This is a genomic window from Micromonospora sp. NPDC050495, assembly GCF_040655175.1.
Taxonomy (GTDB): domain Bacteria; phylum Actinomycetota; class Actinomycetes; order Mycobacteriales; family Micromonosporaceae; genus Micromonospora.
This window is the reverse complement of record NZ_JBFAJK010000004.1, coordinates 97,658-123,698: the sequence shown is the minus strand read 5'-3', so window position 1 is coordinate 123,698 and position 26,041 is coordinate 97,658. Positions and strand designations below refer to the sequence as shown.

Annotated in this window: 27 protein-coding genes; 14 read left to right on the top strand and 13 right to left on the bottom strand. The window is 74.2% G+C overall.

Annotation, left to right across the window (positions count from 1 at the left end; translation table 11 throughout):
- Window positions 1-6: 6 nt before the first annotated feature.
- The 3 genes from AB0I11_RS07325 to AB0I11_RS07315 all read right to left on the bottom strand — a co-directional run bounded on the left by AB0I11_RS07325 (window position 7) and on the right by AB0I11_RS07315 (window position 5,723).
- Window positions 7-3,705, bottom strand: a complete 3,699-nt coding sequence (locus AB0I11_RS07325) for a S8 family serine peptidase (protein WP_357314763.1) — start codon at window positions 3,703-3,705, stop codon at window positions 7-9.
- Between the two features lie 111 nt (window positions 3,706-3,816).
- Entirely contained in the window at window positions 3,817-4,239 is a 423-nt protein-coding gene (gene dtd, locus AB0I11_RS07320) for a D-aminoacyl-tRNA deacylase (RefSeq protein ID WP_357314760.1), read from the bottom strand.
- The gene (locus AB0I11_RS07315) at window positions 4,239-5,723 is read right to left on the bottom strand and encodes a methyltransferase (RefSeq protein WP_357314758.1); all 1,485 of its coding nucleotides are present in this window, start codon (window positions 5,721-5,723) and stop codon (window positions 4,239-4,241) included. Before AB0I11_RS07315 ends, dtd begins: the two co-directional genes overlap by 1 nt.
- 182 nt (window positions 5,724-5,905) lie before the next feature.
- Here AB0I11_RS07315 and AB0I11_RS07310 point away from each other — a divergent pair, with 182 nt between their 5' ends.
- The 3 genes from AB0I11_RS07310 to AB0I11_RS07300 all read left to right on the top strand — a co-directional run bounded on the left by AB0I11_RS07310 (window position 5,906) and on the right by AB0I11_RS07300 (window position 9,139).
- Window positions 5,906-7,126: a S8 family peptidase gene (locus tag AB0I11_RS07310; RefSeq protein WP_357314756.1), complete on the top strand. Its 1,221-nt coding sequence runs from the start codon at window positions 5,906-5,908 to the stop codon at window positions 7,124-7,126.
- A gap of 102 nt (window positions 7,127-7,228) precedes the next feature.
- Window positions 7,229-7,804 (top strand): HhH-GPD-type base excision DNA repair protein, encoded by a 576-nt coding sequence (locus AB0I11_RS07305; protein WP_357314754.1) that lies wholly within the window; start codon window positions 7,229-7,231, stop codon window positions 7,802-7,804.
- A 99-nt stretch (window positions 7,805-7,903) separates the two neighbouring features.
- A complete protein-coding gene (locus AB0I11_RS07300; RefSeq protein WP_357314752.1) occupies window positions 7,904-9,139 on the top strand; it encodes a low temperature requirement protein A in 1,236 nt (411 codons plus the stop codon).
- A gap of 3 nt (window positions 9,140-9,142) precedes the next feature.
- Here AB0I11_RS07300 and AB0I11_RS07295 read toward each other — a convergent pair whose 3' ends face one another.
- Window positions 9,143-9,454, bottom strand: a complete 312-nt coding sequence (locus AB0I11_RS07295; RefSeq protein ID WP_357314750.1) for a hypothetical protein — start codon at window positions 9,452-9,454, stop codon at window positions 9,143-9,145.
- Window positions 9,444-9,755: a hypothetical protein gene (locus tag AB0I11_RS07290; protein WP_357314747.1), complete on the bottom strand. Its 312-nt coding sequence runs from the start codon at window positions 9,753-9,755 to the stop codon at window positions 9,444-9,446. The genes AB0I11_RS07295 and AB0I11_RS07290 overlap by 11 nt, the downstream gene beginning before the upstream one ends.
- Window positions 9,756-9,860: 105 nt before the next feature.
- Between AB0I11_RS07290 and AB0I11_RS07285 the strand changes: the two genes are divergently transcribed.
- Window positions 9,861-10,217 (top strand): DUF3099 domain-containing protein, encoded by a 357-nt coding sequence (locus AB0I11_RS07285; RefSeq protein ID WP_357314746.1) that lies wholly within the window; start codon window positions 9,861-9,863, stop codon window positions 10,215-10,217.
- A 36-nt stretch (window positions 10,218-10,253) separates the two neighbouring features.
- On the opposite strand, the gene AB0I11_RS07280 is transcribed toward AB0I11_RS07285, so the two are convergent.
- Together AB0I11_RS07280 and AB0I11_RS07275 are read right to left on the bottom strand one after the other, a co-directional pair.
- The gene (locus AB0I11_RS07280; RefSeq protein WP_357314743.1) at window positions 10,254-11,147 is read right to left on the bottom strand and encodes a PfkB family carbohydrate kinase; all 894 of its coding nucleotides are present in this window, start codon (window positions 11,145-11,147) and stop codon (window positions 10,254-10,256) included.
- A 70-nt stretch (window positions 11,148-11,217) separates the two neighbouring features.
- A complete protein-coding gene (locus tag AB0I11_RS07275) occupies window positions 11,218-12,147 on the bottom strand; it encodes a pseudouridine-5'-phosphate glycosidase (protein WP_357314740.1) in 930 nt (309 codons plus the stop codon).
- 87 nt (window positions 12,148-12,234) lie between these two features.
- Between AB0I11_RS07275 and AB0I11_RS07270 the strand changes: the two genes are divergently transcribed.
- From AB0I11_RS07270 to AB0I11_RS07260, 3 genes are all read left to right on the top strand, one after another.
- On the top strand, window positions 12,235-12,453 hold the full coding sequence (locus AB0I11_RS07270; RefSeq protein ID WP_357314736.1) for a DUF3039 domain-containing protein: 219 nt from the start codon (window positions 12,235-12,237) through the stop codon (window positions 12,451-12,453).
- Between the two features lie 40 nt (window positions 12,454-12,493).
- Window positions 12,494-13,144 carry a TRIC cation channel family protein gene (locus tag AB0I11_RS07265; RefSeq protein ID WP_357314734.1) on the top strand — a complete coding sequence of 217 codons (651 nt, stop codon included), beginning with the start codon at window positions 12,494-12,496 and terminating at the stop codon, window positions 13,142-13,144.
- A gap of 254 nt (window positions 13,145-13,398) precedes the next feature.
- Complete coding sequence (locus AB0I11_RS07260) at window positions 13,399-15,132, top strand: DEAD/DEAH box helicase (protein WP_357314731.1); 1,734 nt, start codon at window positions 13,399-13,401, stop codon at window positions 15,130-15,132.
- 423 nt (window positions 15,133-15,555) lie between these two features.
- Here the strand turns inward: AB0I11_RS07260 and AB0I11_RS07255 are convergent, their stop codons facing one another.
- Entirely contained in the window at window positions 15,556-15,789 is a 234-nt protein-coding gene (locus AB0I11_RS07255) for a hypothetical protein (protein ID WP_036374862.1), read from the bottom strand.
- A 244-nt stretch (window positions 15,790-16,033) separates the two neighbouring features.
- Complete coding sequence (locus tag AB0I11_RS07250; protein ID WP_357314726.1) at window positions 16,034-17,635, bottom strand: RNA polymerase sigma factor; 1,602 nt, start codon at window positions 17,633-17,635, stop codon at window positions 16,034-16,036.
- A 285-nt stretch (window positions 17,636-17,920) separates the two neighbouring features.
- Here AB0I11_RS07250 and AB0I11_RS07245 point away from each other — a divergent pair, with 285 nt between their 5' ends.
- Window positions 17,921-18,742: an inositol monophosphatase family protein gene (locus AB0I11_RS07245; RefSeq protein WP_357314721.1), complete on the top strand. Its 822-nt coding sequence runs from the start codon at window positions 17,921-17,923 to the stop codon at window positions 18,740-18,742.
- 172 nt (window positions 18,743-18,914) lie between these two features.
- Here AB0I11_RS07245 and AB0I11_RS07240 read toward each other — a convergent pair whose 3' ends face one another.
- Window positions 18,915-19,430 (bottom strand): LytR C-terminal domain-containing protein, encoded by a 516-nt coding sequence (locus tag AB0I11_RS07240; RefSeq protein WP_357315090.1) that lies wholly within the window; start codon window positions 19,428-19,430, stop codon window positions 18,915-18,917.
- 416 nt (window positions 19,431-19,846) lie between these two features.
- On the opposite strand from AB0I11_RS07240, the gene AB0I11_RS07235 reads away from it, so the two are divergent.
- Window positions 19,847-20,143, top strand: coding sequence for a DUF4193 domain-containing protein (locus tag AB0I11_RS07235; RefSeq protein ID WP_046565779.1), 297 nt, complete (start codon window positions 19,847-19,849; stop codon window positions 20,141-20,143).
- 213 nt (window positions 20,144-20,356) lie between these two features.
- Window positions 20,357-21,295, top strand: a complete 939-nt coding sequence (locus AB0I11_RS07230; protein WP_357314717.1) for a hypothetical protein — start codon at window positions 20,357-20,359, stop codon at window positions 21,293-21,295.
- 205 nt (window positions 21,296-21,500) lie between these two features.
- Here the strand turns inward: AB0I11_RS07230 and AB0I11_RS07225 are convergent, their stop codons facing one another.
- Entirely contained in the window at window positions 21,501-21,998 is a 498-nt protein-coding gene (locus AB0I11_RS07225) for a DUF3093 domain-containing protein (protein ID WP_357314713.1), read from the bottom strand.
- 86 nt (window positions 21,999-22,084) lie between these two features.
- Here AB0I11_RS07225 and dut point away from each other — a divergent pair, with 86 nt between their 5' ends.
- The 4 genes from dut to AB0I11_RS07205 all read left to right on the top strand — a co-directional run bounded on the left by dut (window position 22,085) and on the right by AB0I11_RS07205 (window position 24,514).
- Window positions 22,085-22,582, top strand: coding sequence for a dUTP diphosphatase (dut, locus tag AB0I11_RS07220; protein WP_357314710.1), 498 nt, complete (start codon window positions 22,085-22,087; stop codon window positions 22,580-22,582).
- 25 nt (window positions 22,583-22,607) lie between these two features.
- Window positions 22,608-23,261, top strand: coding sequence for a DUF3710 domain-containing protein (locus AB0I11_RS07215; protein ID WP_357314708.1), 654 nt, complete (start codon window positions 22,608-22,610; stop codon window positions 23,259-23,261).
- Between the two features lie 195 nt (window positions 23,262-23,456).
- Entirely contained in the window at window positions 23,457-23,837 is a 381-nt protein-coding gene (locus AB0I11_RS07210) for an OB-fold nucleic acid binding domain-containing protein (RefSeq protein ID WP_357314705.1), read from the top strand.
- Window positions 23,834-24,514 carry a DUF3159 domain-containing protein gene (locus tag AB0I11_RS07205; protein WP_357314703.1) on the top strand — a complete coding sequence of 227 codons (681 nt, stop codon included), beginning with the start codon at window positions 23,834-23,836 and terminating at the stop codon, window positions 24,512-24,514. The genes AB0I11_RS07210 and AB0I11_RS07205 overlap by 4 nt, the downstream gene beginning before the upstream one ends.
- Before the next feature lie 49 nt (window positions 24,515-24,563).
- On the opposite strand, the gene AB0I11_RS07200 is transcribed toward AB0I11_RS07205, so the two are convergent.
- The gene (locus AB0I11_RS07200) at window positions 24,564-25,253 is read right to left on the bottom strand and encodes a TrkA family potassium uptake protein (RefSeq protein ID WP_357314701.1); all 690 of its coding nucleotides are present in this window, start codon (window positions 25,251-25,253) and stop codon (window positions 24,564-24,566) included.
- Between the two features lie 3 nt (window positions 25,254-25,256).
- Window positions 25,257-25,922 carry a TrkA family potassium uptake protein gene (locus AB0I11_RS07195; RefSeq protein WP_357314697.1) on the bottom strand — a complete coding sequence of 222 codons (666 nt, stop codon included), beginning with the start codon at window positions 25,920-25,922 and terminating at the stop codon, window positions 25,257-25,259.
- Window positions 25,923-26,041: the final 119 nt, after the last annotated feature.

Below are 26,041 nucleotides of genomic sequence, written 5' to 3'. Positions count from 1 at the left end.
GGCTGCTCATCGCAGGCCGTACGCCCGGATGAGTTCCTGCCGGATGCCGAAGCCGGCGTCGGTGCGCGCCTGGGCGCGTACCGAGACGAAGCCGCCCGGCCGCTTCGGCAGGGCCAGCGAGCCGGACCACCGGTCGCCGGCGCCCCGGCTCAGCGTCACCGGCTGCCAGCTGGCGCCGTCGTCGTAGGAGACCTCCAGCCCCACCGAGGTGACCGTGCCGGTGCCGCTGCCGCCCGGCTGCGGTCGCGCCGTGACGCTGATCGGCTGCCGGGTGCCCGCCCGCACGTCGCCGCGCAGGTCGGTCTCCAGCGCGTAGTCGAGCTGGAGCAACGCGAACGGGACGAAGGTGTCCGCCTGGTTGGAGCCGGAGACGAAGTCCCACTCGGTGTGCGTACGGGTGGACAGCCGCCACTCCTGCGCGGGCCGCGACGCGTCCAGCACCAGGCGGTACGGCAGCGTGCCGGCCGGCACCTCCGCCCACTGCAGGTCGGCGTTGTACGGGTTCTCGTGCAGCAGCGTGTCGCCCTGGTAGAGCTTGAGTGACGTCGGCACCGAACCCCACTCCAGGTTGCCGCCGTGCTCGAGCACGTCGTCCGACGGGCTCCACGCCTGCACGTTCAAGGTCAGGTAGTCCTGGTAGCGGCTGTTGCGCACCCCGAACGCCCGGTTGAAGGCGGGCCGGACGGCGGGCGCGAACCAGTCCAGCCCGGTGGTCGTGCCCCGGCGGTAGGTGTTGAAGTAGGCCGTGTCGGTCCAGGTGCCCTGGCTGTGCACCTCGTGCCAGACCACGTCCGGGGTGACCCACTCGGTGCGGGTGCCGGGGTGCCACTCGGACTCCGGGAAGCCGACGGCGGGGCTGAACGTCATGTCGTACCGGTAGCCGGCGCCGGGCGTGTCCCGGACCGCGTGGTAGCGGGCGTCGACCCGGGCCAGGTCGTGGCGGCCCGGCCGGTAGCTCAGCGCCCGGTCCGGCACCTGGCCGGGCCAGACCTGGGTGAGGTCGTAGACGTAGCTCGCGTACGGCGTGCGGGTGACGGTCAGCTTCGGCGCGCCGGCCTTCGCCACCTTGATCAGTTCCGCGCCGGCGTCACGGTGCACCGTGGCGACCGGGATCGGGGACTCCCCGACGTATTCGTTGAGGATGCCGGGACCGTCGTTGACGACGAGCAGCAGCTTCGCGCCGGCGGCCGCCGCGGCCGCCGCCCGGTCCGGCGCGGGGACCGCGTCGCTGCGGGTCACCACGGCGATCCCACCCTGGACGGCGAGGCCGGCGTACTCGTCGGGACCGCCGGTGCCGGCGTAGACCGGCCGCAGCGTGTCGGCGCCGGCGGTGAGCGTCGCGCCGGGCTGCACGGTGGCGTCGATCGGCAGCCGGCCGGAGGCCGTCAGGCGGAGCATCGGCTCGCCCTTGCGCCAGCGGGCCGCCATGGTGAACGACCCCTGGGTGACCTTCTCGGTCGGCAGCACGTACAGGTCGTCGTAGCTCACCGGGAGCTGGTACGCCTCCCGGAAGCTGTCGCCGTCGGCGTAGCGGACCTCGAAGTCGAGCCGGCGCTGCCGGTCCTCGGTGGGCTGCGGCGCGGTGGTCTCCAGCAGCCGGGCCCGACTGGCGTCCAGCACCACCTCGGCGGCGCGGTCGAGCACGGTCTCCGGGTCCACCAGCAGGGCGAAGCCCAGCGCGTCCGAACGCCGGCCGGGGACGTCCAGCGCGGCCTCCACGGTGTACGTCCCCGGCGGCAGGCGCAGGGTCCGCTCGCCGTTCACCGCGTACTGCCACGGGTACCACTCCCCGGCCTTCTTCACCACGACGGTCGCGTTGGCCGGCGTGCCGTCCCGCCCGCGCAGCTTGATCGTCAGGTCGTACCGCTCGTCCTCCTTGAGCAGGGCGAGGGCGGTGCGGGTGACCGCCTTGCCGGTGGCCCGGTCGGTGCCGACCAGGTAGCCGGTGAGCTCGCCGTAGGCGGTCCCGCGCGGGTCGCCGGTCACCGGGACGGCCACGCTGGCGCCGGCCGGCACGGTCACCGAGGAGGCGCCCGGCGTGAACGGCCCGTCGCCGGTGACGGCCAGGTCGAGGGTGACGGCCGCGGCGCCGGAGTTGGTGAACGTCACCGGCCGGGTGACCGGGGCGTCGGTGGGCTCGTGCGGCCACTCGAAGTTGCCGAAGAAGGCCGAGCCGGTGGCGCGTACGGTGTTCCGCACGGCGGCGGCCACGTCCAGCCGGCCGGTGCCGACCTGGTACGGGGTGTAGCTGTCGGCGAGCCGCTTCGCGCTGCTCGTCAGCGCCTCCTTGAGCTGCTGGCCGGACCAGTCCGGGTGCCGTTGGGCGAGGATCGCCGCGGCACCCGAGACGTGCGGGGTGGCCATCGAGGTGCCGTCCATGCTCTGGTACCTGCCGGAGCCCGCGCTGCTGCCCGAGCGGGCTGCGGTGATGCCGACGCCCGGCGCGGTGAGGTCGGGCTTCAGGCCCCCGCTGCCCGTCAGCGGGCCGGTGCTGGAGAACCAGGCCAGCTCGTCCTGCTTGTCGACCGCGCCGACGGTCAGCGCGCTGCCGGCGGTGCCCGGCGACCCGATGGACTGCGGCCCGGCGTTGCCGGAGGCGATCACGAACAGCGTCCCGTACCGCGCGGAGAGGCTGTCCACCGCGAGCGCCATCGGGTCGGTGCCGTCGGTCAGGGTCGCGTCGCCGAGGCTCATGCTGATCACGTCGGCGCCGGACTCGGCCGCCCACTGCATGCCGGCGAGGATCCAGGAGTCCTGGCCGTAGCCCTCGTTGTTGAGCACCTTGCCGACGATCAGGTCCGCGCCCGGCGCGACGCCGGTGTAGTCGCCCCCGGAGGCCGCTCCGGTGCCGGCGATGGTGGAGGCCACGTGGGTGCCGTGCCCGTGGACGTCGGCGGTGTCCTCGCCGGGCACGAAGCTGACCTTCTCCTCGATCTGGCTGGCCAGGTCGGGGTGGCTGGCGTCGACCCCGGTGTCCAGCACCGCGACCGTCACCCCGGCGCCGTCGTAGCCGGCGGCCCACGCCTCGGGCGCGCCGACCTGCGGCACGCTCTCCTTGAGGTTGACCGTCACCCGGCCGTCCAGCCACAGCTTGTCCAGCCCGGCGCCGAGGGCGGCGCCCGACCGGGTGGCCGCGGCGGGCGCGACGGTGGACCAGAAGGCGCGGGCCTGCTTCTTGTCGGCGGCCAGCGCGGTGCCGGTGACGCTGGGCAGGTCGCGTACCTGCCGGCTGCCCCGGGGCGGGGCCGGGCGGGCCGTGCGGGCCTTCGTCCTCGGGTAGGTGGCGATCAGCGGCAGCGCGGCGCTGCGGGCGTCGTCGTACCCCATCTCGATCAGGTCGGTGACGTTGAACAGCCGCCGGTCCAGCCGGTTGCTGCCCAGCAGCGGCAGCGCCTCGTCGGGCAGCACGTACAGGTCGCCGCCGCTCTCCTGGACGCGGACGCCGCCGGTGGCCTGGGCGGGCCGGTCGACGTCGGCCGTGGACCGGCCGTCGGCGAGGGTGGTCACGGTGACCACGTCACCGGTGATCAGCGTGACGGTGTGCCGGTCCCGGGTGGGGGTCTGCGGGGCGGCCGGCGAACCGGCCGCCCCGGCGGGGCTCGGTATCGCGGTGAATCCGCCGGCGATCAGGCCGGCGGCCGCGGCGGCGGCGAGCAGGCGCCGCCGGGTGCGGCGGGACGGGGTGGGGGGTGAGGACGGTGACATGCGACGGTTCTACCGCCACCGCCGGGCCCGCTGAACGGCCGGCGTCGGCGGAGTACCGCCGTGGCGGGACTCCGCCACGGCGGTGGCCGGGCCGGTCGCCGCCGCCGGTGGTCAGAGTTCGAGCAGCACGGTACGCGGCCCGACGTTCACGCTCTCCACCAGCATGTGCGCCCGGAAGCGGCCGGTCTCCACCGGGGCGCCCCGGTCGCGCAGCGCCTCGACCAGCGCGTTGACCAGCGGCTCGGCCACCTCGGCCGGGGCGGCGGCGGTCCAGGTCGGGCGGCGGCCCTTGCGGGCGTCGCCGTAGAGGGTGAACTGGCTGACCACCAGGATGGCGGCGCCGGTGTCGGCGGCGCTGCGCTCGTCGTCCAGGATGCGCAGCTCGTGAATCTTGCGGGCCATGGTGGACGCGAGCTGCGGGGTGTCGGAGTGGGTCACGCCGAGCAGCACCAGCAGCCCGTCGGTGATCTCGCCGACCACCTCGCCGTCGACGGTCACCGCGGCCCGGCTGACGGTCTGCACCACCGCCCGCATCAGTCCGCCACCGGCTCGACGATGCCCCGCTCGACCAGGTGCGCCACGATCGGCCCGGCCGCCTCGGCCAGTTCGTCGGGGGTGACGTCGTGCGCGGCGGCGAGCAGCGCGAGCTGGTCGCGCAGCGGCAGCCGGCCGTCCGCCCCGCCGACCAGGGCGAGCACCAGCGGGTCGATCTCCTCGGACCAGCGCAGGCCGCGCGGCATGGCGAGGACCTGCCGGTCCACCGCCCAGCCCTCGTCGCCCATGGTGGCCTCCTGCCGCAGCTGGAGCCCGTCGGCGGCGCGGTAACGGGCGGCCAGCAGCCCCTCGGTGCCCTGGTCGCGCAGCCAGTCCTGCCGGTCGAACCACTCGGTGATCCGGTCGCCCAGCGGCGGCTGCACCCGCTGGCGCAGATCCTCCACCCGGAGCACCGGCTGGTCGTGGCCGGAGCGGCGCAGCGAGACGATGCCGAAGCCGATCGCCTCGACCTTGTGCGCGTCGAACCAGTCCAGCCAGGCGGCCATCCGCTGCGGATCGGCGGACTCGCCGACGTCGGTGAGCCAGAGGTTGACGTACGCCATCGGGTCGGCCACCTCCCGCTGGATCACCCAGGCGTCCAGCCCGGTGCCGGCGAACCAGCCGGTGACCCGCTCGGCCCAGTCCTCGCCGGTGACGTGCACCCAGTTGGCCAGGTACTGCATGGTCCCGCCCTCGGTGAGCAGGTGCGGCGCGGCGGCGGCGAGTTCGGCGCCGATCGCGTCGCCGACCCGGCCGGAGTCCCGGTAGACGTGGGTGGTGGTGCCGGGTCCGACCACGAAGGGCGGGTTGCTGACCACCAGGTCGAACCGGCGGCCGGCCACCGGGGCGACCATGTCCCCGCGCAGCAGTTCCCAGTCCTGCCCGTTGAGCGCGGCGGTGGTGGCGGCGAAGCGCAGCGCCCGTTCCGAGACGTCGGTGGCGGTCACCCGGTCGGCGTGGGTGGACAGGTGCAGGGCCTGCACACCGGAGCCGGTGCCGAGGTCGAGGGCGGTGCGTACCGGCCGGCGGACGGCCGCGCCGATCAGCGTCTGGGTGGCCCCGCCGATGCCGAGCACGTGTTCGGCGTGCAGCGGCCGGCCCGGTCGGGCGCTGGCCGGCACGTCGGCGAGCACCCACCATTCGTCGCCGTACGGCTCCAGGTCCACGCCGGCGCGCAGCCCGTCGCCGTGCCGCTCGACGATGCCCCCGGCCAGCGCCTCGTCGACGGTCAACGGGGCGAGCGCGGCGGCCACCACCGCCGCCGGCTCGGTCTGATCGCAGATGAAGACCCGGATCAGCGTCCCGAGGGGGTCGCGGTCCTCGGTGGCGCGCAGCGCGGCGCGGAAGTCGTTGCGGGCCACACCGCCGGTGGCCTGCGGGCCGAGCCGGTCGGCGATGCCGTTGGCGGTGTAGCGCGCCCGGCCCAGCGCGGTCCGCAGCGCCTCGACGCCGGCCGGGGAGAGCAGCATGTCATCACGGTCCACCTCGTCATCCTGCCTCCCTCCGGTGTCCCGGCGGCCGGCACCCGGGAGATCCGTGCCGCGACCGGTCTACATAGGCAACCATCTCTTTCATGGACTTCGATGTCTGACTATCATCGCCTCAACATCCGTCGATGGGTGCCCCGTGGTCACGAGCCCGGGTGCGCCCGGTAGGGAGCCAGACGATGCCCCACGTGTCCGTTCCCCGGCGTCGCGTGCTGCGCGCGTTCGCCGTCACGGCCGCCGCCGCGGCCCTCACGGCCGCCGCCGCCACCCCCGCCCTCGCCGCACCGACCGGGCAGATCCGCTACGCCGCCGCACCCGACGCGATCAGCGGCAGCTACCTGGTGGTGCTGAAGACCGACTCGGTCGGCACCGCGAACAGCCTCGCCGCCCGCACCGCCGTGCCGGACCGGGCCGCCGGCCTCGCCAAGCGCTACGGCGGCAGCGTCGGCACCGTGTGGAGCGCCGCGCTCACCGGCTACCGCGCCACGATGGCCCCGGGGCAGGCCCGCCGGCTCGCCGCCGACCCGGCCGTCGCCTACGTCGAGCAGGACCGGGTGGTCACCACCCAGGGCACCCAGACCGGCGCCACCTGGGGCCTGGACCGGATCGACCAGCGCAACCTGCCGCTGAACAGCACCTACACCTACCCGAACACGGCCAGCAACGTGCGGGCGTACATCATCGACACCGGCATCCGGACCACCCACAGCCAGTTCGGCGGCCGGGCCACCTGGGGCACGAACACCGTGGACAGCAACAACACCGACTGCAACGGCCACGGCACCCACGTCGCGGGCACCGTCGGCGGCAGCACGTACGGGGTGGCCAAGGGCGTGCGACTGATCGCCGTGAAGGTGCTCAACTGCTCCGGCAGCGGCAGCACCTCCGGCGTGATCAGCGGCGTCAACTGGGTCACCGCCAACGCGGTCAAGCCGGCGGTGGCCAACATGAGCCTGGGCGGCGGGGCCAGCAGCACGCTGGACAACGCGGTGGCCAACTCGATCAGCTCCGGCGTCACGTACGGCATCGCCGCCGGCAACTCCAGCGCCAACGCCTGCAACTCGTCGCCGGCCCGGGTCGCCTCGGCCATCACCGTCGGCGCCACCACCAGCACCGACGCCCGGGCCTCGTACTCGAACTACGGCTCCTGCGTGGACATCTTCGCGCCCGGCTCGTCGATCACGTCCGCCTGGCGTACCAGCGACACCGCGACCAACACGATCAGCGGCACCTCGATGGCCACCCCGCACGTGGTCGGCGCGGCGGCACTCGTCCTCGGCGCCAACCCGTCCTACACCCCGGCGCAGGTGGCCAGCTACCTGACCACCAACGCGACCACCGGCAAGGTGACCAACCCCGGCTCCGGCTCGCCGAACCGGCTGCTCTTCGTCGTCAACTGACCCACCCGCCGGCACCCGGCCCGGTGGACCCGACCCGGTCCACCGGGCCGTGCCGCGGGGAGTCGGCGGCGCGGACCGCGGCCCGCCCGGCAGGATGGGGGCATGACGCTCTCGCTGCCCATCGACCCGCAGGCCAACGAGCTGCTGGCGCGCAGCCCGCTGGCGCTGCTCCTCGGCATGGTGCTCGACCAGCAGGTGCCGATGGAGAAGGCGTTCTCCTCGCCGTACGTCCTGGCCCAGCGGCTGGGCCACGAGCCGGACGCCCGGGAGCTGGCCGGGTACGACCCGGAGGCCCTGGTCGCGCTCTTCGCCGAGCCGCCGGCGCTGCACCGGTTCCCCAAGGCCATGGCGGCCCGGGTGCAGGAGGTGTGCCGGGTGCTGGTCGAGCGGTACGACGGCGACCCGGCCCGGCTCTGGTCGGAGGCCGCCGACGGCCGGGACCTGCTGCGCCGGGTCGGCGAGCTGCCCGGCTTCGGCCGGCAGAAGGCACAGATCTTCGTCGCGCTGCTCGGCAAGCGGTTCGGCGTCACCCCGGAGGGCTGGCGGGAGGCGGCCGGCGGCTACGGCGACACGGACGCGTACCGGTCGGTGGCGGACGTGACCGATCCCGACTCGCTGCGCCGGGTCCGCGAGTTCAAGCAGCAGATGAAGGCGGCCGCGAAGGCCGGGAAGGGCTGACCCGCCGCCGGCCGCGCCGCGCCGACCGGCCGCCCATGGGTCGCAACCGACCGGGCGGCCGTCTCGTTGGAGGCGGGGACGGCGTACGGGGGAGCGCGGATGGCGGAGCAGCGCGGCATGGCCCTGCTGCGTACCCGGGCGACGTCCGGCCGGGCCACCTTCCTGGAGCTCTTCTTCGACCTGGTCTTCGTCTTCGCGCTGACCCGGGTGTCCCAGCGGCTCTTCACCGACCTGCCGGCCACCGGCTGGGCGCTGGCCGCCGGCGTCAGCCGGACCCTGCTGCTCTTCCTGGTGCTCTGGCTGGTCTGGACGATCACCGTCTGGGTGACCAGCCGGTACGAGCCGGAGCGGACCATCATCCAGGCCGTCGTGGTGGGCACGATGTTCGCGAGCCTGGTGATGGGAGTGACGCTGCCCCGCGCGCTGGAGGAGCGGGCGCTGCCGTTCGCCCTCGCGTACCTGGCGGTGATGCTGGGCCGGCCCCTGGTCATCGCGACCGCGCTGCACGGTCACCCGCGGCGGCTGGTCCCGCTGCGGCTGGCCACCTGGGCGACGGCGACCGCGCCGCTCTGGTTGGCCGGTGCGCTAGGCCCGGACGACCTGCGCCTGCCGCTCTGGGCCCTCGCGCTGACCGTCGACTACGCCGCGCTCTTCACCGGCTGGCCGCTGCCCCGGCTCGGCTCCGCGCCGACGGCCAGCTGGCGGATCGCGGGCGAGCACCTGGCCGAGCGGTACCAGCAGATCTTCCTCATCGCGCTCGGCGAGTCGATCCTGGTCATCGGGGTGACCTACAGCGGGGAGAGCTTCTCCGGTGACGCCGTCGGCCCCTTCGTGGCGGCCTTCGTCACCACGGCGCTGCTCTGGCGGATCTACTTCCACCGGGCCGGGCACCTGCTGGTCGAGGCGTTGCGGCTCGCGCGCGTGCCGGGCCAGCTCGGCACGTCGGCCACGATCACCCACCTGGTCCTGGTGCTCGGCGTGCTCACCACGGCGGTCGGCTACGAGGTGGTGGTCGCCGAGCCGTTCCACCGCTCCGATGCGGGCCTGCTGCTCTTCGTGGTGGGGGGCCCGCTGCTCTTCCTGGCCGCCCGGGCCCGCTTCGAGTACGAGATCTTCGGCCGGATCTCGTCGCCCCGGGTGCTCGGCGCGGGCGTGCTGATCCTGCTCCTCCCGCTGCTCGCGCACGGCCCCGGCGTGCTGTCCCTGTCCCTGGTGGCCGGCGTGCTGGCCGCGGTGGCGCTGGGGGACGCACTGCGCAGCCGGGGGCGTCCGCCCGAGATGTCGGCCTCCCCGATCGGGCGGGAGGGGTCGGAGAACAGTGGCCCGGAGGCGTGAGCCTCAGGCGGCGGTCGGCCGGGAGAGCGCGGCCAGGGCGCGGCGCACGTCGGCCAGGGAGACCGTGGCGGAGTCGTCCAGGTCGGCCAGGCCGGCCTCGATCCACTGGCGCATCAGCGTGGTCACGCCGATGCCGCGCGCGTCGGCGGCCGCCCGGACCCGTTCGTAGGTCTCCAGCGGCAGCCGTACCGAGCGGCTGACCATCGGCACGTCGGTGTCGGGGGCGGGCAGTTCCGCCGCGGGACTCTCGTCGATGAGGTCGGCGAGGGCGTCGCCGCCGTCGTGGAACCGCTTGGTCGCGTCGTTACGGTGCATCGTGACCGCCTCCTCGTCGGCGTGATCTCCGCACCGCCTCGTCGTAGCGCTTGGCCTCGACGTCGCTCAGCTCGCGGGCGGAGAGGATGTCCCAGTCGTTGTCGGTGCCGTCGGCCTCGGCCAGCAGCACGGCGAGGCGCCGCCCACGGTGGTCGGTCGCGTAGACCACCATGACGTCGTCGCCGAGGTGCCGGATGACCCGCCGGGTGCTGTGCAGGGCCTCCCAGACTTCCCCGGGCGTGACGTCGTAGACCCGCAGGTTGGCCAACGCCTCGTCGGTGAAGCTGAACCGGTCGCCCACGGGGCGAGCGTACCACGCACGTAACACGCACCGCCCTTGTCACGATTTTGGCCGATCAGCCGTCGAGGGTGACAGGATGAGGCGTAATCCCCTCGAGGAGGTCCGGTGAAGCATCCGGAGTACCAGCCGATCCTGATCACCGACGCCGCGCGCAGCCAGGACGACCAGCTCACCAGCCGCCAGAAACGCTACGTGCTGATGATGGGCATCCGGGTCGCCTGCCTGGTGGCCGGCGCCATCCTGGTCGGCGTGCAGGCGCCCCTGCTCTGGCTCTGGCTCCCGCTGTGCGGCCTCGGAATGGTGCTCATCCCGTGGCTGGCGGTGCTGCTGGCCAACGACCGGCCGCCGAAGGAACAGCACCGCCTCGCCAACAAGCTGCACCCGCGGCACCGCGACGACACCCCGCCCATGGCGCTCGCCGCCGAGGAGCGCCCGCACAAGGTCATCGACGCCGAGCCCTGACCGGTCCGGGCCGGAGCCGGCCCGGACCGCGCCGGGTCAGGGCGCCGGCCGGGCCCCCACCGACGAGACCGCCAGCGCGCCGAGATCCCCGGCCCGGGACAACGCTGCGCGCGGCTCCGCCCCGGCCAGCCACGCGGTGATCAGGCCGGCGGCGAAGGCGTCGCCGGCACCGGTGACGTCCACCACCGGCACCCCGCGCGCCGGAGCCGCCTCGACCAACCCCGTCCGGTCCACCCAGACCGCGCCGGCCGCACCCCGCTTCACCACCACCCGCCCGGCCACCGCCGCGAGCGCCCGGCCCTGCGCGGCCGGGTCCAGCCCACCGGCCAGCACCGTCGCCTCGTCGGCGTTGACCAGCAGCAGGTCGACATCGCGTACCCAGGCCAGGAACGCCGCCGCGCCGGCCCGCCGCAGCGGCGCCGCGGAGGCCGCGTCGACGCTGGTGGTCAGCCCGCGCTCGCGGGCGACGGCCAGCGCGCGCAGGCCCGCGCCGCGCGACCCGGCGTCCAGCAGGGTGTACGCGGACAGGTGCAGGTGCCCGGCGTCGGGCGCCCCGGCCAGGGCCGCCTCGACGTGGTCGGCGCTCAGCCGCAGGTTCGCCCCGCGCTGGCTGACCATGGTCCGTTCCCCGTCGTGGACGAGCACGACCACCGTGCCGGTCGGGTAGCCCTCCTGCCGCTGCACCGCGCACACCACGCCGACCCGGTCCAGCTCGGCGACCCGCTCGCGGCCCGTCTCGTCCGCACCGACCGCGGCGACCAGGGTGACCGGCGCCCCCTGCGCGGCGAGCCAGGCCGCCGTGTTCGCCGCCTGACCGCCACCGCTGAACCGGATCGTGGCCGCGGTGTCCGAGCCGGTCGCCAGCGGGCCGGCGAGCACCGCCACCACGTCGGTGATCACGTCGCCGACCACGACGATCCGGGCGCTCATGCCGCCACCTCGCCGCGCCGGGCGGGCGGCGGCACCGCGCAGCGCCGCCACCCCGGCCGCTGCCGCCGGCTCATGCGTCCGTGCCCCGGGCGGCCGCGGCGACCGCGATCCGCGCCGCCAGGTCGGCGTTGCGCAGGATGATCCGCACGTTCACCGCCAGGCTGGCACCCTCGGTGGCCGAGTGGAAGTGGGCCAGCAGGAACGGGGTCACCGCCTTGCCGGTCACCCCCTCGCGGGCCAGCATGGCCAGCCCCTCGGCCAGAGTCCGGTCGTGCAGCGCCGGGTCGAGCTGCTCGTCGACCGGCAGCGGGTTGGCCACCACCAGCCCCCCGTGGTGCACGCCGTGCCCGTCCCGGGCCTGCAGCACGTCGGCGACCTGCTCCGGCGACTCCACCGACCAGTCCAGGTCGAAACCGGCGTCGGTGAGATAGAAGCCGGGGAAGCGGCGGGTGCGGTAGCCGATCACGCCCACCCCGAGGGTCTCCAGCCGCTCCAGGGTGGCGCCCACGTCGAGGATCGACTTCACCCCGGCGCAGACCACCGCGATCGGCGTCCGGGCCAGCGTGATCAGGTCGGCCGACTCGTCGAAGGTCTGCGCCGCCTCCCGGTGCACCCCGCCCAGCCCGCCGGTGGCGAAGACACCGATGCCGGCCGCCGCGGCCACCGCGCTGGTCGCCGCCACCGTGGTGGCGCCGTCCGCGCCGGTCGCCGCCGCCACCGCGAGGTCGCGTACGGAGAGTTTGCTCACTCCGTCGACGGTGGCCAGCCGGGTCAGCTGGGCGTCGTCCAGCCCCACGATCAGCTCGCCGGCGACCATGCCGATGGTGGCCGGCACCGCGCCGGCGTCCCGGACGGCCTGTTCGATCTGCCGCGCGACCCGCAGATTGTCCGGCCGGGGCAGGCCGTGCGAGACAATAGTGCTCTCCAGGGCGACGATCGGGCGCCCGTCGCGCAGGGCGTCGGCCACCTCGGTGCCGAAACTGATGTGAAAGTTGGTCACTTCCGCTACGGTACGGGCCGCCGTCGGGCCGGCCTGCGGTGGACCGGCCCCGGCGGACCTGCAAAACTGGAGATTTGGAGGTGGGAAGTGAGTACAGAGGTTCTCGACCGGCCGGAGCTGAAGGACGCCGACACCGGGCCGGAGATGTTCCACTACGTACGCAAGGACAAGATCGCCGAGAGCGCGGTCATGGGCACCTTCGTCATCGCGCTCTGCGGGGAGACCTTCCCGGTGACCAAGGCGGCCAAGCCGGGTTCGCCGGTCTGCCCGAAGTGCAAGGAGATCTACGACTCCTGGCGCGAGTGATCGCGGGCGGCTCCGCCGCCCGCCCACGTACCCTCCGCCGGTGACCACCTCCACCGCCCTGCTGTTCGCCGACCTCACCGGGGTCGCGGTCTTCGCCGCCTCCGGCGCCTCCGCGGCGGTGGCCAAGCGGCTGGACCTGTTCGGAGTGATCTTCGTGGGCGTCGTCGCGGCCCTCGGCGGCGGCATCTTCCGCGACCTGGTGATCGACGAGGTCCCCCCGCTGGCCTTCGCCGACTGGCGGTACGCGGCCACCGCGGCGATCACCGCCGCCGCCGTCTTCCGGCTGCACCCGCAACTCGTTCGGCTGCGCACCACCGTGCTGGTGCTGGACGCGGCCGGCCTCGCCCTGTTCACCGTCACCGGCACGCTCAAGGCCCTCGACGCGCACGTGCCGACCGTCGGCGCCTGCATGATCGGCATGCTCACCGCGATCGGCGGCGGGCTCGGCCGGGACCTGCTCACCGGGGAGATCCCGGTGGTGCTGCGCCGGGAGATCTACGCCCTGGCCGCGCTCGCCGGCTCGATCGTGGTGGCCCTGCTGGTCCAGTACGGGCGAGCCACCTCGGTGCCGCTGAGCGCCGCCGCCGCCTTCGTCTTCCTGCTGCGCCTGGTGTCGCTGCGCCGCCGCTGGTCGGCCCCGGTGGCCACGCTGCGCCCGCCGCGTACCGGCACCCGGGGCCCACAGGGCTGACCGGGACTCCCCGCCCTCGGTCGGGGCCCCTGGCGGCGGGCCACCGGGCGTCCCGGCCACGTCGTGCCGCCCGTCGCGGGACGCCCCGCCGCCCGGATGTGACCCGCGTGGTGTCGAGTGGGGAGAAGTGCCGCCGCTGGTTATGCTGAGTCGGCCTTCGCGGCACCCGATGCGCGAGGGCCTTTTCATGGGCGGCGGTACCCGTGGCCCTCGGCCCGGTGCGACCGCCGCTCGCCAGCGGAGAGGAGCTACCCGTGGCACCGCGGTTGCCGGCGCTCGAGACGTTCCCGCCCCTGCGTGCCTGGCAACGCAAGGCGATGGTGGAGTACCTGCGCCGCCGCACCGAGGACTTCACCGCGGTCGCCACGCCCGGCGCCGGTAAGACCACCTTCGCCCTGCGGATCGCCGCCGAGCTGCTGCACGACGGCACCGTCGAGGCGGTCACCGTGGTCGCCCCGACCGAGCACCTGAAGACCCAGTGGGCGCAGGCCGCGGCCCGGGTCGGCATCCAGCTCGACGCCGCCTTCCGCAACGCCGACCTGCACTCCGCCGCCGACTTCCACGGCGCCGTGATCACCTACGCGCAGGTGGGCATGGCGCCCCAGGTGCACCGGCGGCGCACCATGACCCGGCGCACCCTGGTCGTCCTCGACGAGATCCACCACGCCGGCGACTCGCGTACCTGGGGCGACGGCGTCAAAGCCGCGTTCGAACCCGCGGTACGCCGGCTGATGCTCACCGGCACGCCGTTCCGCTCCGACGACAACCCCATCCCGTTCGTCGGCTACGAGCGGGGCGGCGACGGGCTGCTCCGCTCCCGCGCCGACTCCGTCTACGGCTACGCCGACGCGCTGCGCGAGGGCGTGGTCCGGCCGGTGCTCTTCCTGGCGTACTCGGGGGAGACCCGGTGGCGCACCAACGCCGGCGAGGAACTGGCGGCGCGGCTCGGCGAGCCGATGACCCAGGACCTCGTCGCGCAGGCCTGGCGGACCGCGCTGGACCCGGCCGGTGACTGGATGCCGCAGGTGCTGCGCGCCGCCGATGCCCGGCTCACCGTGCTGCGCGCCAACGGCATGCCCGACGCCGGTGGCCTGGTGATCGCCAGCGACCAGCAGGTCGCCCGCTCGTACGCCAAGCTGCTCGAGCAGGTGACCGGCGAGAAGGCGGCCGTGGTGCTCTCCGACGACCAGGGCGCGTCCGCGCGGATCGCGACGTTCGCGGCGTCCGAGCAGCGCTGGCTGGTCGCGGTCCGGATGGTCTCCGAGGGGGTCGACATCCCCCGGCTGGCCGTCGGCGTGTACGCGACCAGCGCCAGCACCCCGCTCTACTTCGCCCAGGCGATCGGCCGGTTCGTCCGGGCCCGGCGGCCCGGCGAGACCGCCTCGGTCTTCCTGCCCAGCGTGCCGCACCTGCTCGGCCTGGCCAGCGAGATGGAGGCCGAACGGGACCACGTGCTGGGCAAGCCGAAGGACGCCGACGGCCTCGACGACGACCTGCTGGAGCGTGCCCAGCGGGACGACCAGGCCAGCGGCGAGCTGGAGAAGAGGTTCGCGGCGCTGTCCGCCACCGCGGAGCTGGACCAGGTGATCTTCGACGGGGCCTCGTTCGGCACCGCCGCCCAGGCGGGCACCCCCGAGGAGGAGGAATACCTCGGCCTGCCCGGGCTGCTCACCGCCGACCAGGTCGCCCTGCTGCTCACCAAGCGGCAGGCCGAGCAGCTCGCCGCCCAGCGGCGCCGGGCGGCCCAGCGGACCGCTGAGCCGGCCGCTGACGCCCCGGCGGCGCCGCCGGCACCGATGAGTGCCGCCCAGCGCCGGGTGGCCCTGCGCCGCCAGCTGAACGCCCTGGTGGCCGCCCGGCACCACCGCACCGGCGTACCGCACGGCAAGATCCACGCCGAGCTGCGCCGGCTCTGCGGCGGGCCGCCCAGCGCCCAGGCCACCATCGAGCAGCTCGAAGAGCGCATCGCCACCGTGCAGACCCTCTGACGGCGGCCCGCTCTCCCCGTACGCCCGAGACCGCCCGACATGCCGCAATTCGGTGCCGTTCTGGCGGCGTGACGCCCCGACATGCCGCAATCGGTGCCGTTCTGGCGGGGTGAGGCCCCGACATGCCGCAATCGGTGGGCGTCCTGGGGTGGGAGGCGCCGACATGCCGCAATCGGTGGGCGTTCCGACGGGTGAGGCGCCGACATGCCGCAATCGGTGCAGACGTGGTGGGGTGAGGTCCCGACGTGCCGCGTTCGGTGCGTCACGGTGCGGGGCATGCCCCGACGTGCCGCAGTCGGCCGGGCCGGGCTGGACATCGTGGGGAAGTCGATCGCCGGTGGGCCTGACGGGTATGGAAAAACCGACCGGAGGCTGCCCCTTCGGGTGCCTCCGGTCGGTTATGTCGACTTGCGGATTACTGACTCAGTTCGCCATCAGATCGGCGCCACGCCAGCTGAACTCCGGGTCCGTCGCGTACCGCACGGTGATCTTCACGAGATCCTCCGCGTACTTGTTCGCGTGGTGCCCACAGAACACCAACTCGCTCCCACCCGCCAGAGTGATCCGGAGCTTGCCGGCAGCATTGCAGCGGTCGCACCGTTCATCGGCGGCCGGGGGGGCCACCGTCTCGGGCGGCGGCGTGAGGGTCGGGGTCATCGCCTTCCTCCTCTGGTCGTCACCGATGAACACTCTCTTCGGTTGCTCACCTATCGTGCAACACCCTTCTCAGGCCCTGCCTTCCCTGTGTGCCCGGCCGGGACCGAGGTCACACCTGGCGTGGAGGACAGTGTGCCGTGCACCAAGGGTGCCACGTCAACGATCACAAACGCGCAACCGACAGGTCACCGAAGAGTGTTCTACGGCTGGTGATCAAACCGACACGGTTGGTTGACGCGTGCGGTCAGTCCAGGTAGTCGCGGAGCACCTGGGAACGCGAGGGGTGCCGCAACTTGGACATGGTCTTGGATTCGATCTGCCGGATGCGCTCCCGGGTCACGCCGTACACCTGGCCGATCTCGTCCAGGGTGCGCGGCTGGCCGTCGGTGAGGCCGAAGCGCAGCCGCACCACGCCCGCCTCACGCTCGGACAGCGTCTGCAGCACCTGCTGGAGCTGGTCCTGCAGCAACGAGAACGACACCGCGTCGACGGCGACCACGGCCTCGGAGTCCTCGATGAAGTCGCCGAGCTGGCTGTCGCCCTCGTCACCGATGGTCTGGTCGAGCGAGATGGGCTCCCGGGCGTACTGCTGGATCTCCAGCACCTTCTCCGGGGTGATGTCCATCTCCTTGGCCAGCTCCTCCGGGGTGGGCTCGCGGCCCAGGTCCTGGAGCAGCTCGCGCTGGATCCGGCCGAGCTTGTTGATCACCTCGACCATGTGCACCGGGATGCGGATGGTGCGGGCCTGGTCGGCCATGGCGCGGGTGATGGCCTGGCGGATCCACCAGGTGGCGTAGGTGGAGAACTTGTAGCCCTTGGTGTAGTCGAACTTCTCGACCGCGCGGATGAGGCCGAGGTTGCCCTCCTGGATCAGGTCGAGGAAGGCCATGCCGCGGCCGGTGTAGCGCTTGGCCAGCGAGACCACCAGCCGCAGGTTGGCCTCGAGCAGGTGGTTCTTGGCCCGCTCGCCGTCCCGGGAGATCCACAGCAGGTCGCGCTGCATGTCCCGGGTGAGCTTCTCCTCGCCGTCGTCGGCGGCGCGCAGCCGCTCGGCGGCGTACAGGCCGGCCTCGATCCGCTTGGCGAGCTCGACCTCCTGCTCGGCGTTGAGCAGCGGCACCTTGCCGATCTGCTTCAGGTACGCCCGCACCGAGTCGGCGGAAGCGGTCAGCTCGGCGTCGCGACGCGCCTGCTTGAGCGCCTCGGACTCCTCGTCGTCCCACTCGAAGTCGTTCTCGGTGGCGGAGCTGGCCGCGTCGGCCTCGGCGGCCCGGGTCAGCTCGGCCGGCTCCTCGACGACCACGTCCTCGATCTCGGCGGCCAGTGCCTCCGGGTCGATGTCGCCCTCGGGGCCCTCACCCTTCGGGGCAGTCTTCGCCGCGGCCGTCTTGGCGGCCACCGTCGCCTTGGTGGCCCGGGTCGCCTTGGTCGCCTTCGCCGGAGCGGCGGCCTTGGCGGCCACCTCGGCGGTGGTGCCGGCGGCCTTGCGGGCGGTCGCCTTCCGCGGGGCCGGAGCCGGGGCCTCCTCGGCGGCCGGCGCCTGCTTCGGAGCCGGCGCGGCGGCCTTCTTGGTGGTCTTGGCGGTGGTGGCCCGGGAGGCGGGTGTGGCCGAGCGGGCGGCGGCCACCCGGCGGCGGGTGGTGGCGGAGCCGTCCACGACCACCGTCACGCCGGCCTCGGAGAGCGCGCGGAGGATCTTCTTGGCCTGGGCCGGGGTCACCTCAGCGGACTCGACGGTGCGCGCGAGCTGGGCCGACGTGAGCTGGCCACCGGCGCTCTGCGCGTGGGCGATCAGGGTGTCGGTGAGCGAGCGAACGTCGGCGCCGGTCTGGCGGGGTTCTGTCACGAATGACCTTCCGGAGGCGAAGAGCGAGCACGGCCGGGTCGTCCGGCGCAGCACGGAACGCCGTGCCGGGCGAGTCGTTGAGGGACCCCCGTGTCCCGGGCCGACCGGTCGCTGGCGGTCCGTGGCGCGTGGGCAGGGTGAATTGTAACGCCGTCTGCGGCGATCATCCCGCGCCGCACGGCGACCGACGGTCTGGACCGCCGATTCGGCGCAGATGTGGACTTTGTAAGGATGATACCCACGCGCGGTCCGGGCGGCCCCGGTCGTGCGGGAAGGGGATGAAACATGATCCGCTCGGCGCCGATGCCGCGGGACCTGCTGGAGATCGCCGTCACGGTGGCCCGGGACGCCGCGGCCACCGCGCACCGGATGCGCGCCGAGGGGGTGTCGGTCGCCGCGACCAAGAGCACCGTCACCGACGTGGTCACCGCCGCCGACCGGGCGGTGGAGCGGCAGGTGGTCGACGCGTTGCGGGCGCTGCGCCCCGACGACGCCGTGCTCGGCGAGGAGTACGGCACCGGGTCGACCGGCCCCGCCGTCGAGGGCGGGGTGCGCTGGGTGGTCGACCCGATCGACGGCACCGTCAACTACCTCTACGGGCTGCCCTACTGCGCGGTCTCGCTGGCCGCCGAGGTCGACGGGGAGGTGGTGGCCGGGGTGGTGCGCAACGTGGCCACCGGCGAGGAGTGGACCGCCACCGCCGGTGGCGGCGCCTGGCGGGAGGGCACGCGGGTGCGCTGCTCCACCGAGACCGACCTCGGGCAGGCGCTGGTCGCCACCGGGTTCGGCTACGACGCCGGCCGGCGCGCGCACCAGGCCCGGGTGGTCGCCGAACTGATCCCGCACGTGCGGGACATCCGCCGGATGGGTGCCGCGGCCCTGGACCTCTGCCTGGCCGCCGAGGGCCGGGTCGACGCCTACTACGAGAAGGGCCTGGCCGCCTGGGACCTGGCCGCGGGCGGGCTGGTCGCCCGGGAGGCGGGGCTCCGGGTGACCGGGCTGTCCGGCCGGCCGGCCGGACCGGACCTGGTGATCGCGGCGCCGCCGGCGCTCTTCGACCCGCTGCACACCCGGCTGGCCGCCCTGGACGCCTCGGGCGGCCCCTGACCGGCCAGGCTGGCGAGAAGGGCGGCGGGTCCGACGGGACCGGTCGCGCCCGGACCCGCCGGGCCGGCTGGGCGCGGGTGGGTGACGGGTCCGGCGGGTCGGCTGGGCGCGGGTGGGTGACGGGTCCGGCGGGTCGGCCGGGCGGGTGGCGGGGCCCGGCGGACCGGTCGGGTTACTTCTTGACCGGCGCCGGGCAGGTGCCGGTCGGGGCCTCGGGGGAGCCGAGGTCGCCGAGGGACTGGTTGACCTCGGTGGTGGTGGCGAGTTGCTGGAAATTGTTGCCCAGCACCACGTCGACCGTGTCGTCCTTGCGGTTCACGTCGAAGACCGGCTTGGCCTCGTTGAGAAAATAGGCCTTCAGCAGATGCGCCGAGCCGACCCCCTTCGGGCCGAACCGCAGCAGCGCGACGTCGTCCACCTTCTTCTTGTCGCTGGCGACCTTCTTGACCTGGAACTTGCGATTGCGGAAGTCGTCCGCCACGCTGCCGGCCAGGCCCGCCTCGTCGGTGCCGTTCAATACGTTGATCTTGACGTCCTTGGGCTCGCGCAGGGCCACGTCGGCCAGCGGCCAATCCTTGGGGCAACCCTCGGCGGTGCCGGCCTTGCTCTGCGTGTCCCGGACCAGCGCCACCACGACGAAGACCAGGGCGACGACCGCCAGCAGACCGACGACAACGAGTGCCCGCACTCGCGCAAAACTCATCAGGGCGCTCCCCGGACCGTGATTGGGTGGCGGCCGCCGCCGGCCGTCGAGTACGCCGCTGAGGTTAACGGTTGTCCGGCGGTCGCGTGGAAACAGCCCGACATGCCGGCGCGCCACCCGGGGAACGGGTAGTACTACCCCTATCTTCGTGTCGCCTGAGTCACATTGGGAACAACTTCGGGCGTAGGGGCGTACATCTCTGCCACGAGGGCGGTATACATGCCTCGCCCAAAGGGGGGGTAAGGTTCCGCGCTCGCTGGGGAAGTTCCTCTCCGGCGAACTCGGCCCACGGATCGTGGGTCGGGTGACCGACACATGTGGTGGCCGGGCAGTGGAACCGAAACAGCGTCCTCCGGCGTTACAACCGGAAGCGACCACATCGATATGGGAGAGTGAAACCGATGGCCACCGACTACGACGCCCCGCGTCGCGACGAGGTCGACCTCGGCGAGGACAGCCTGGAAGAGCTCAAGGCCCGACGCGTCGACTCACAGTCGGGCGCCGTGGACGTCGACGAGGCCGAGGTGGCCGAGAGCTTCGAGCTGCCCGGCGCCGACCTGGCCGACGAGGAGCTCACGGTCAAGGTGCTACCGATGCAGCAGGACGAGTTCCGGTGCGGCCGCTGCTTCCTGGTCCACCACCGCAGCCAGCTGGCGGTCGAGCGCAACGGCGAGCTGATCTGCCGCGAGTGCGTCTGATCCCGACGCGGCTCACCGGCGGCGGCCTCCTCGACGGGGCCGCCGCTGTTCGAGCCGCCGTGCGCCGCTGGCCGGAAGCTGCTTGACTCGTAACGGCGGCTGCCACGCCGCGCGGAGCAGGGAGGGCGGACGGGTGAGCGAGCGCAGCGAGCGAACCATTCGGCTCGGCGACGGGGTGCCGCGCGGCGCCGGGGAGTGGATCGGGGCAGCGGCATGAGCGGCCGCGGCGACGGGCCGGACACCGGGCGGGCCGACGGCAGCGGCGGGGCCGAAGGGCTGGACGCCGGCGGGGCCGAAGGGCCGGACGCCGGCGGGGCCGAAGGGCCGGACGCCGGCGGGGCCGAAGGGCGGGCCGACGGCAGCGGCGGGGCCGGGAAGCCCGCGCCGGGCGTACCGGTCGAGGAGAGCGACGAGCTCGGCGCGACCGTGGCCGCGCTGACCGCCGACGACATCGCGCCGGCCCGACGCCGGCAACTGCTGACCCGACTGGTCGGCCAGGCACGCGCCCGTGGCGTCACCGACCTGTTCAAGCCGAAGGCGGCCGTCCGCTGGATGGCGGATACCGTCGCCGACGTCGCCCCGCACGTGCCGATCCGTGACCTGGCCACGCTCCGGCGGCACTTTCCCGACCTCGACGACGACGCGCTGGCCGAGCGGCTGATCCGCAACGCCGCCCGGGCCACCGCCGGGGTCGGCGCGGCCGGTGGCGGGGTCGCCGCGGTCGAGTGGGCGATCACCCCGACGTTGCTCTCCGCGCCGGTGCTGCTGGCCGCCGAGACGGTCGCCGTGGTGGCGATCGAGTTGAAGCTGATCGGCGAGCTGCACGAGGTCCACCACGTGCCGCTGCCCACCGGTGGCACCCAGCGGGCGGTCGCCCTGATCCAGTCCTGGGTCACCCAGCGCGGGGTCAACCCGATGATGCCCGGGGTCGGGGTGAGCGCGGTGCTCGGCACCGCGGCCCGCCGGGAACTGCGGGACAGCCTGCTGCGCCGGTTCGGCCGGAACCTGACCACCCTCGGCCCGTTCCTCACCGGCGCGGCGGTCGCCGGCTACCTCAACCGCCGGGCCACCCGCAGCCTCGCCGACCAGCTTCGCCGGGACCTGCGGCAGCAGGGCCGCGAGCTGCGCGGCGGCCGCCCCGCACTGCCCTGACCGGGCCCACGTCGGCGCGCCGTGGTGGGTCCGTGCCGCGATCAGTTCAGCGCCGTGGTGGGTCCGTGCCGCGATCAGTCCAGCGCCGCGGTGAGTCCGCGCGGCGATCAGTCCGTGGCGCGATCAGTCGGCGCCGCGATCAGTCCAGCGCCGTGAAGAGTCCGTGCCGCGCTCAGGCCGTGCCGGGGCGGGCCCGCGCCACCGGTCAGCCGGCGTCGCGGGCGGCGAGGATCGCCGTGGCCAGCGCCACCGGGCGCCGGGTGCTCACCACCCAGAACGGGGTCGGGTCGGCCGGGTCGGCCAGCACCACCTGCACCGCGCCGCCGACCCAGGGCCGCTGGACCACGAAGGCCAGCGGGTCGGCCCCGACGCCGAGCACCTCGCGCCGTCCGGCCGTGTCCAGCGGGATCACGTCGGCCACGTACCGCAGCGGGAGGTGGGCGTCGTCCACCCACAGCTCGCCGTCGCGCACCGCGACCCGGATCCGGCCCAGCCAGGCCAGCCCGGCCACCGCCGCGGGAATCAGCAGCACGAAGGGCAGCCAGGCCCGGACGCCGCTCGCGCCCAGCCACAGCTCCGCGGCGAGCAGCCCGGCCACGGCCAGCCCGGCCGGCCACGCCCACCAGGGCAGGACGAGCCGCTCCGCGTACCGCGGGGCGGCCACCGGGGACGCCGGGGCGGGCGAGGAGGTCGACTGGCGCACAGTCCGAGGGTACGGCGCACGACGCCGCGGGCAACCGGCAGGATGGCAGGGTCACCCCCGCTCGGACCGGACGGAAGAGGAAGACCGTGACAGACGTCGTACCCGTGCCCGTTCGACAGCTCGACCCGGAGCTGCCGCTGCCGGCGTACGCCCATCCCGGCGACGCCGGCGCGGACCTGGTGGCCGCCGCGGACGTGGAGCTGCCCCCGGGCGGCCGGGCCCTGGTCCCGACCGGCGTGGCCATCGCGCTCCCGGAGGGGTACGTCGGGCTGGTCCACCCTCGATCGGGGCTGGCGGCCAGGCTCGGCGTGACCGTGCTCAACGCGCCCGGTACGGTCGACGCCGGCTACCGGGGTGAGATCCTGGTCAACCTGATCAATCATGATCGGGACGTCCCGGCGAAGATCAGCCGGGGCGACCGGATCGCGCAACTCGTCGTCCAGCGGGTCGCGCGGGCCGATTTCCAGCCGGTGGCGGAGCTGCCCACGTCCCGGCGCGGCACCGGCGGGTACGGGTCCACCGGCGGGCACGCCGGGCTGGTCCCGGCACCGGCGGGCGGGCAGCCGGAAGAGGTGGCAGGGTGAGTGCGAACAGCGGAGGGTGGGCGCAGTGATCTTCTCCCGAAAGCGGGCCGAGGGCGCGCGGCACGCGCGTGACGAGCGGAGCGACGAGCTCCTCGACTCCACCGGGGCCGAGGAGAGCCCGCAGACGTCGTCCCGGGGCCCGTACGACGTCTCCGAGGCGCCCGACGCGCCCCGGCTGGACCTGGGCAGCCTCCAGATCCCGGCGGTGCCGGACGTCGAGGTGCGGGTGCAGGCCGATCCGCAGGGCGTGATCCAGCAGGTGGTGCTGGTGCACGGGCCGAACGCGCTCCAGCTCGGCGTCTTCGCGGCGCCCCGCTCCGAGGGCATCTGGGACGAGGTGCGCGAGGAGATCCGGCAGTCGCTGTTCAACGACGGCGCCGCCGCCCAGGAGGTCGAGGGGGAGTACGGCACCGAGTTGCGCGCCCGGGTGCGTACCCCGGAGGGCGTGACCGACCTGCGGTTCGTCGGCATCGACGGGCCGCGGTGGATGGTCCGCGGCGTCTTCCAGGGCGACGCGGCCACCGATCCGGCCGCGGCCGGCCCGCTCGCGGCCTGCCTCGACGGGCTGGTGGTGGACCGGGGCCAGGAGGCCAAGCCGGTCCGCGAGCCGCTGCCGCTGCGGCTGCCCCGCGAGGTCGCCGAGCAGCAGCCCGGGGCGCAGGAGCGGCACGAAGCATGATCGTCGGGCCCGGTCCCGCCGGCCCCCGGCCGGCGGGCGCCGGGCCTGTCGCGTGCCGCCCCCGGGTCGGTACGCCCGGCCGACGCCGCTCCCGCCGGCGGGCCGGATCGGCGTACGCTGGCGGGGCGGTTCCGGCATCGGAGCCGGCCAGTGCCGGCGCCGACCGGCCGGGGTGGAGAGGGTGACGCGGAGGTCATGACGACCGACGAGAGTCGGGTGTCGCTGCGGCGGCTCCTGCATCGGCTCACCGCGAGCGAGTCCGAGATCGAGGCGCAGGAGCTGCGCCGGGAGAGCGCCGAGAGCGGCGGCATGCCCACCCACCAGTGCAGCCGGGGCCAGGTCGTCTCGGTCGCCGGGCGGCTGCGCACCGTGGTCTACACGCCCCGGACCAACCTGCCCACCCTGGAGGCGGACCTGTACGACGGCAACGACGTGGTCACCCTGGTCTGGCTGGGCCGCCGGCACATCGCCGGCATCGAGCCGGGCCGGCACCTCACGGCCCGGGGCCGGGTGGCCGTCCGGGACGACCGCAAGGTGATCTACAACCCGTACTACGAGCTGGAGTCGCCGAAGTGACGACCGGACAGCAGGGCACCACCGACCCGGCCCTCGGGCCCGAGGACGCGCCGCTGCCCAGCCTCGCCGAGCAGATGGCCGACCAGCTCGGCGGCTGGCGCGGCCTGGTCGAGTCGAGCATCCCGGTGGTGGTCTTCGTGCTCGCCAACGTGATCGGCGAGCTGCGCCCCGCGGTGATCGCGTCGGTCGCCGTGGCGCTGCTCATTGCCGGGCTGCGGCTGGCCCAGCGCCGGCCGGTCCGGCACGCGGTCAACGGCCTGGTCGGCATCGCGATCGGCGCGGCCATCGCCTGGCGCACCGGTGACGAGCGGGACTTCTACCTCCCCGGCATCCTCTACGGCATCGGCTACGGGCTGGCCCTGCTGGTCTCGGCGGCGGTCCGGCAGCCGCTGGTCGGCTGGATCTGGTCGGTGCTGGTGGCCAAGGGGCGCTCCGAGTGGCGGGACGACCCGCGACTGGTCCGCACCTTCACCCAGCTCACCGTGCTCTGGGGCGTGGTCTGGCTGGCCAAGGTGGGCGTGCAGGCCGGGCTCTACCTGGCCCACCAGGACACCGCCCTGGGCGTGGCCCGGCTCGCGCTCGGCTACCCGCCGTACGCGCTGCTGCTGCTGATCACCGTCTGGGCGGTGCGCCGGGTGACCCGGGAGACCGCGCCGACGCCGCTGCCCGGCGCCTGAGCGCCGCCGGCCGCGGGCGGACCCCCGGGCCGGCGGGCGCGGCGGCCGGTCAGGTGCGGTCGCGGTTGCGTTCGGTGCTGCCCGGCCCGAGGATGACCGCCCGGACCTCGTCCTCCACCGCGGCGGTGCACACGAAGATCAGCTCGTCGCCCGCCTCGATCGGGTCGTCCGGGCTGGGCACCAGCACCCGCTTGCCGCGCAGGATCGCCACCAGGGCGGCGTCCCGGGGGATCGGCACGGCGTGGATGGGCTGCCCGACGTAGGGCGCGCTGGGCGGCAGGGTGATCTCGACGAGGTTCGCCTCGCCCTGCCGGAAGGTCATCAGCCGGACCAGGTCGCCGACCGTGACCGCCTCCTCGACCAGGGCGGCCATCACCCGCGGCTTGCTCACCGCGACGTCGACCCCCCACTGCTCGGTGAAGAGCCACTCGTTCTCCGCCCGGTTGACCCGGGCCACCACCCGCGGCACCGCGAACTCGGTCTTGGCCAGCAGCGACACCACCAGGTTGACCTTGTCGTCGCCGGTGGCGGCCACGACCACGTCGCAGCCGGCCACGTTGGCCTCCTCCAGGCTGGTCAGCTCGCACGCGTCGGCGAGCACCCAGTCGGCGGCCGGCACCCGGTCGGGGCGGAGCATCTTGGGCTGCCGCTCGATCAGCATCACCTGGTGCCCGTTGTCGATCAGCTCCTGGGCGATCGACCGGCCCACGTTGCCGGCGCCCGCGATGGCGATGCGCATCGCTCAGTGCCCTCCTTCCGGCGGCGCCGCCGCCCCCGAGGTGACCGAGTTGACGATGTCGTCGGTCACCAGCATGAAGACCTGGTCGCCCTCCTGCACCACGGTGGAGGCGGTGGGCAGCGTGCCGATCCCGAACCGGATGAGGTACGCCACCCGGGCGCCCGCCGACTCCTCGAGCTGCCGCAGCGGCCGCCCGACCCAGTCCTTGTGCACCGGCACCTCGATGATCGAGACGGTGCTGGTCGGGTCCCGGAAGATCTCGACGTTGCCCTCGGGAACCAGGTGGCGCAGCATCCGGTCGGCGGTCCACCGGACGGTGGCCACGGTGGGGATGCCGAGGCGCTCGTAGACCTGGGCGCGGCGCTGGTCGTAGATCCGCGCGGCGACCCGGGAGACGCCGAAGGTCTCCCGGGCCAGCCGGGCCGAGATGATGTTGGAGTTGTCGCCGCTGGAGACCGCCGCGAAGGCATCGGCCCGCTCGATGCCGGCCTGGCGCAGCACCTCGCCGTCGAAGCCGGCCCCGGTGACCGTGATGCCGGCGAAGTCGGGCCCGAGACGGCGGAACGCGTCCGCGTCCTGGTCGATCACCGCCACCGAGTGCCCCCGGGACTCCAGGCTGTGCGCCAGGGTCGACCCGACCCGGCCGCAGCCCATGATCACGACATGCACGGTCCGCTCCTCCCACGGTGCCGCCCGCTGGCCCGTCGTCTGCGAGCCTGCCACGTCCCCGCCGCCGGCGGGTGACCGACGGTACCGCGCCCGCGCGGACGGGGGTGATCAGGCACCCC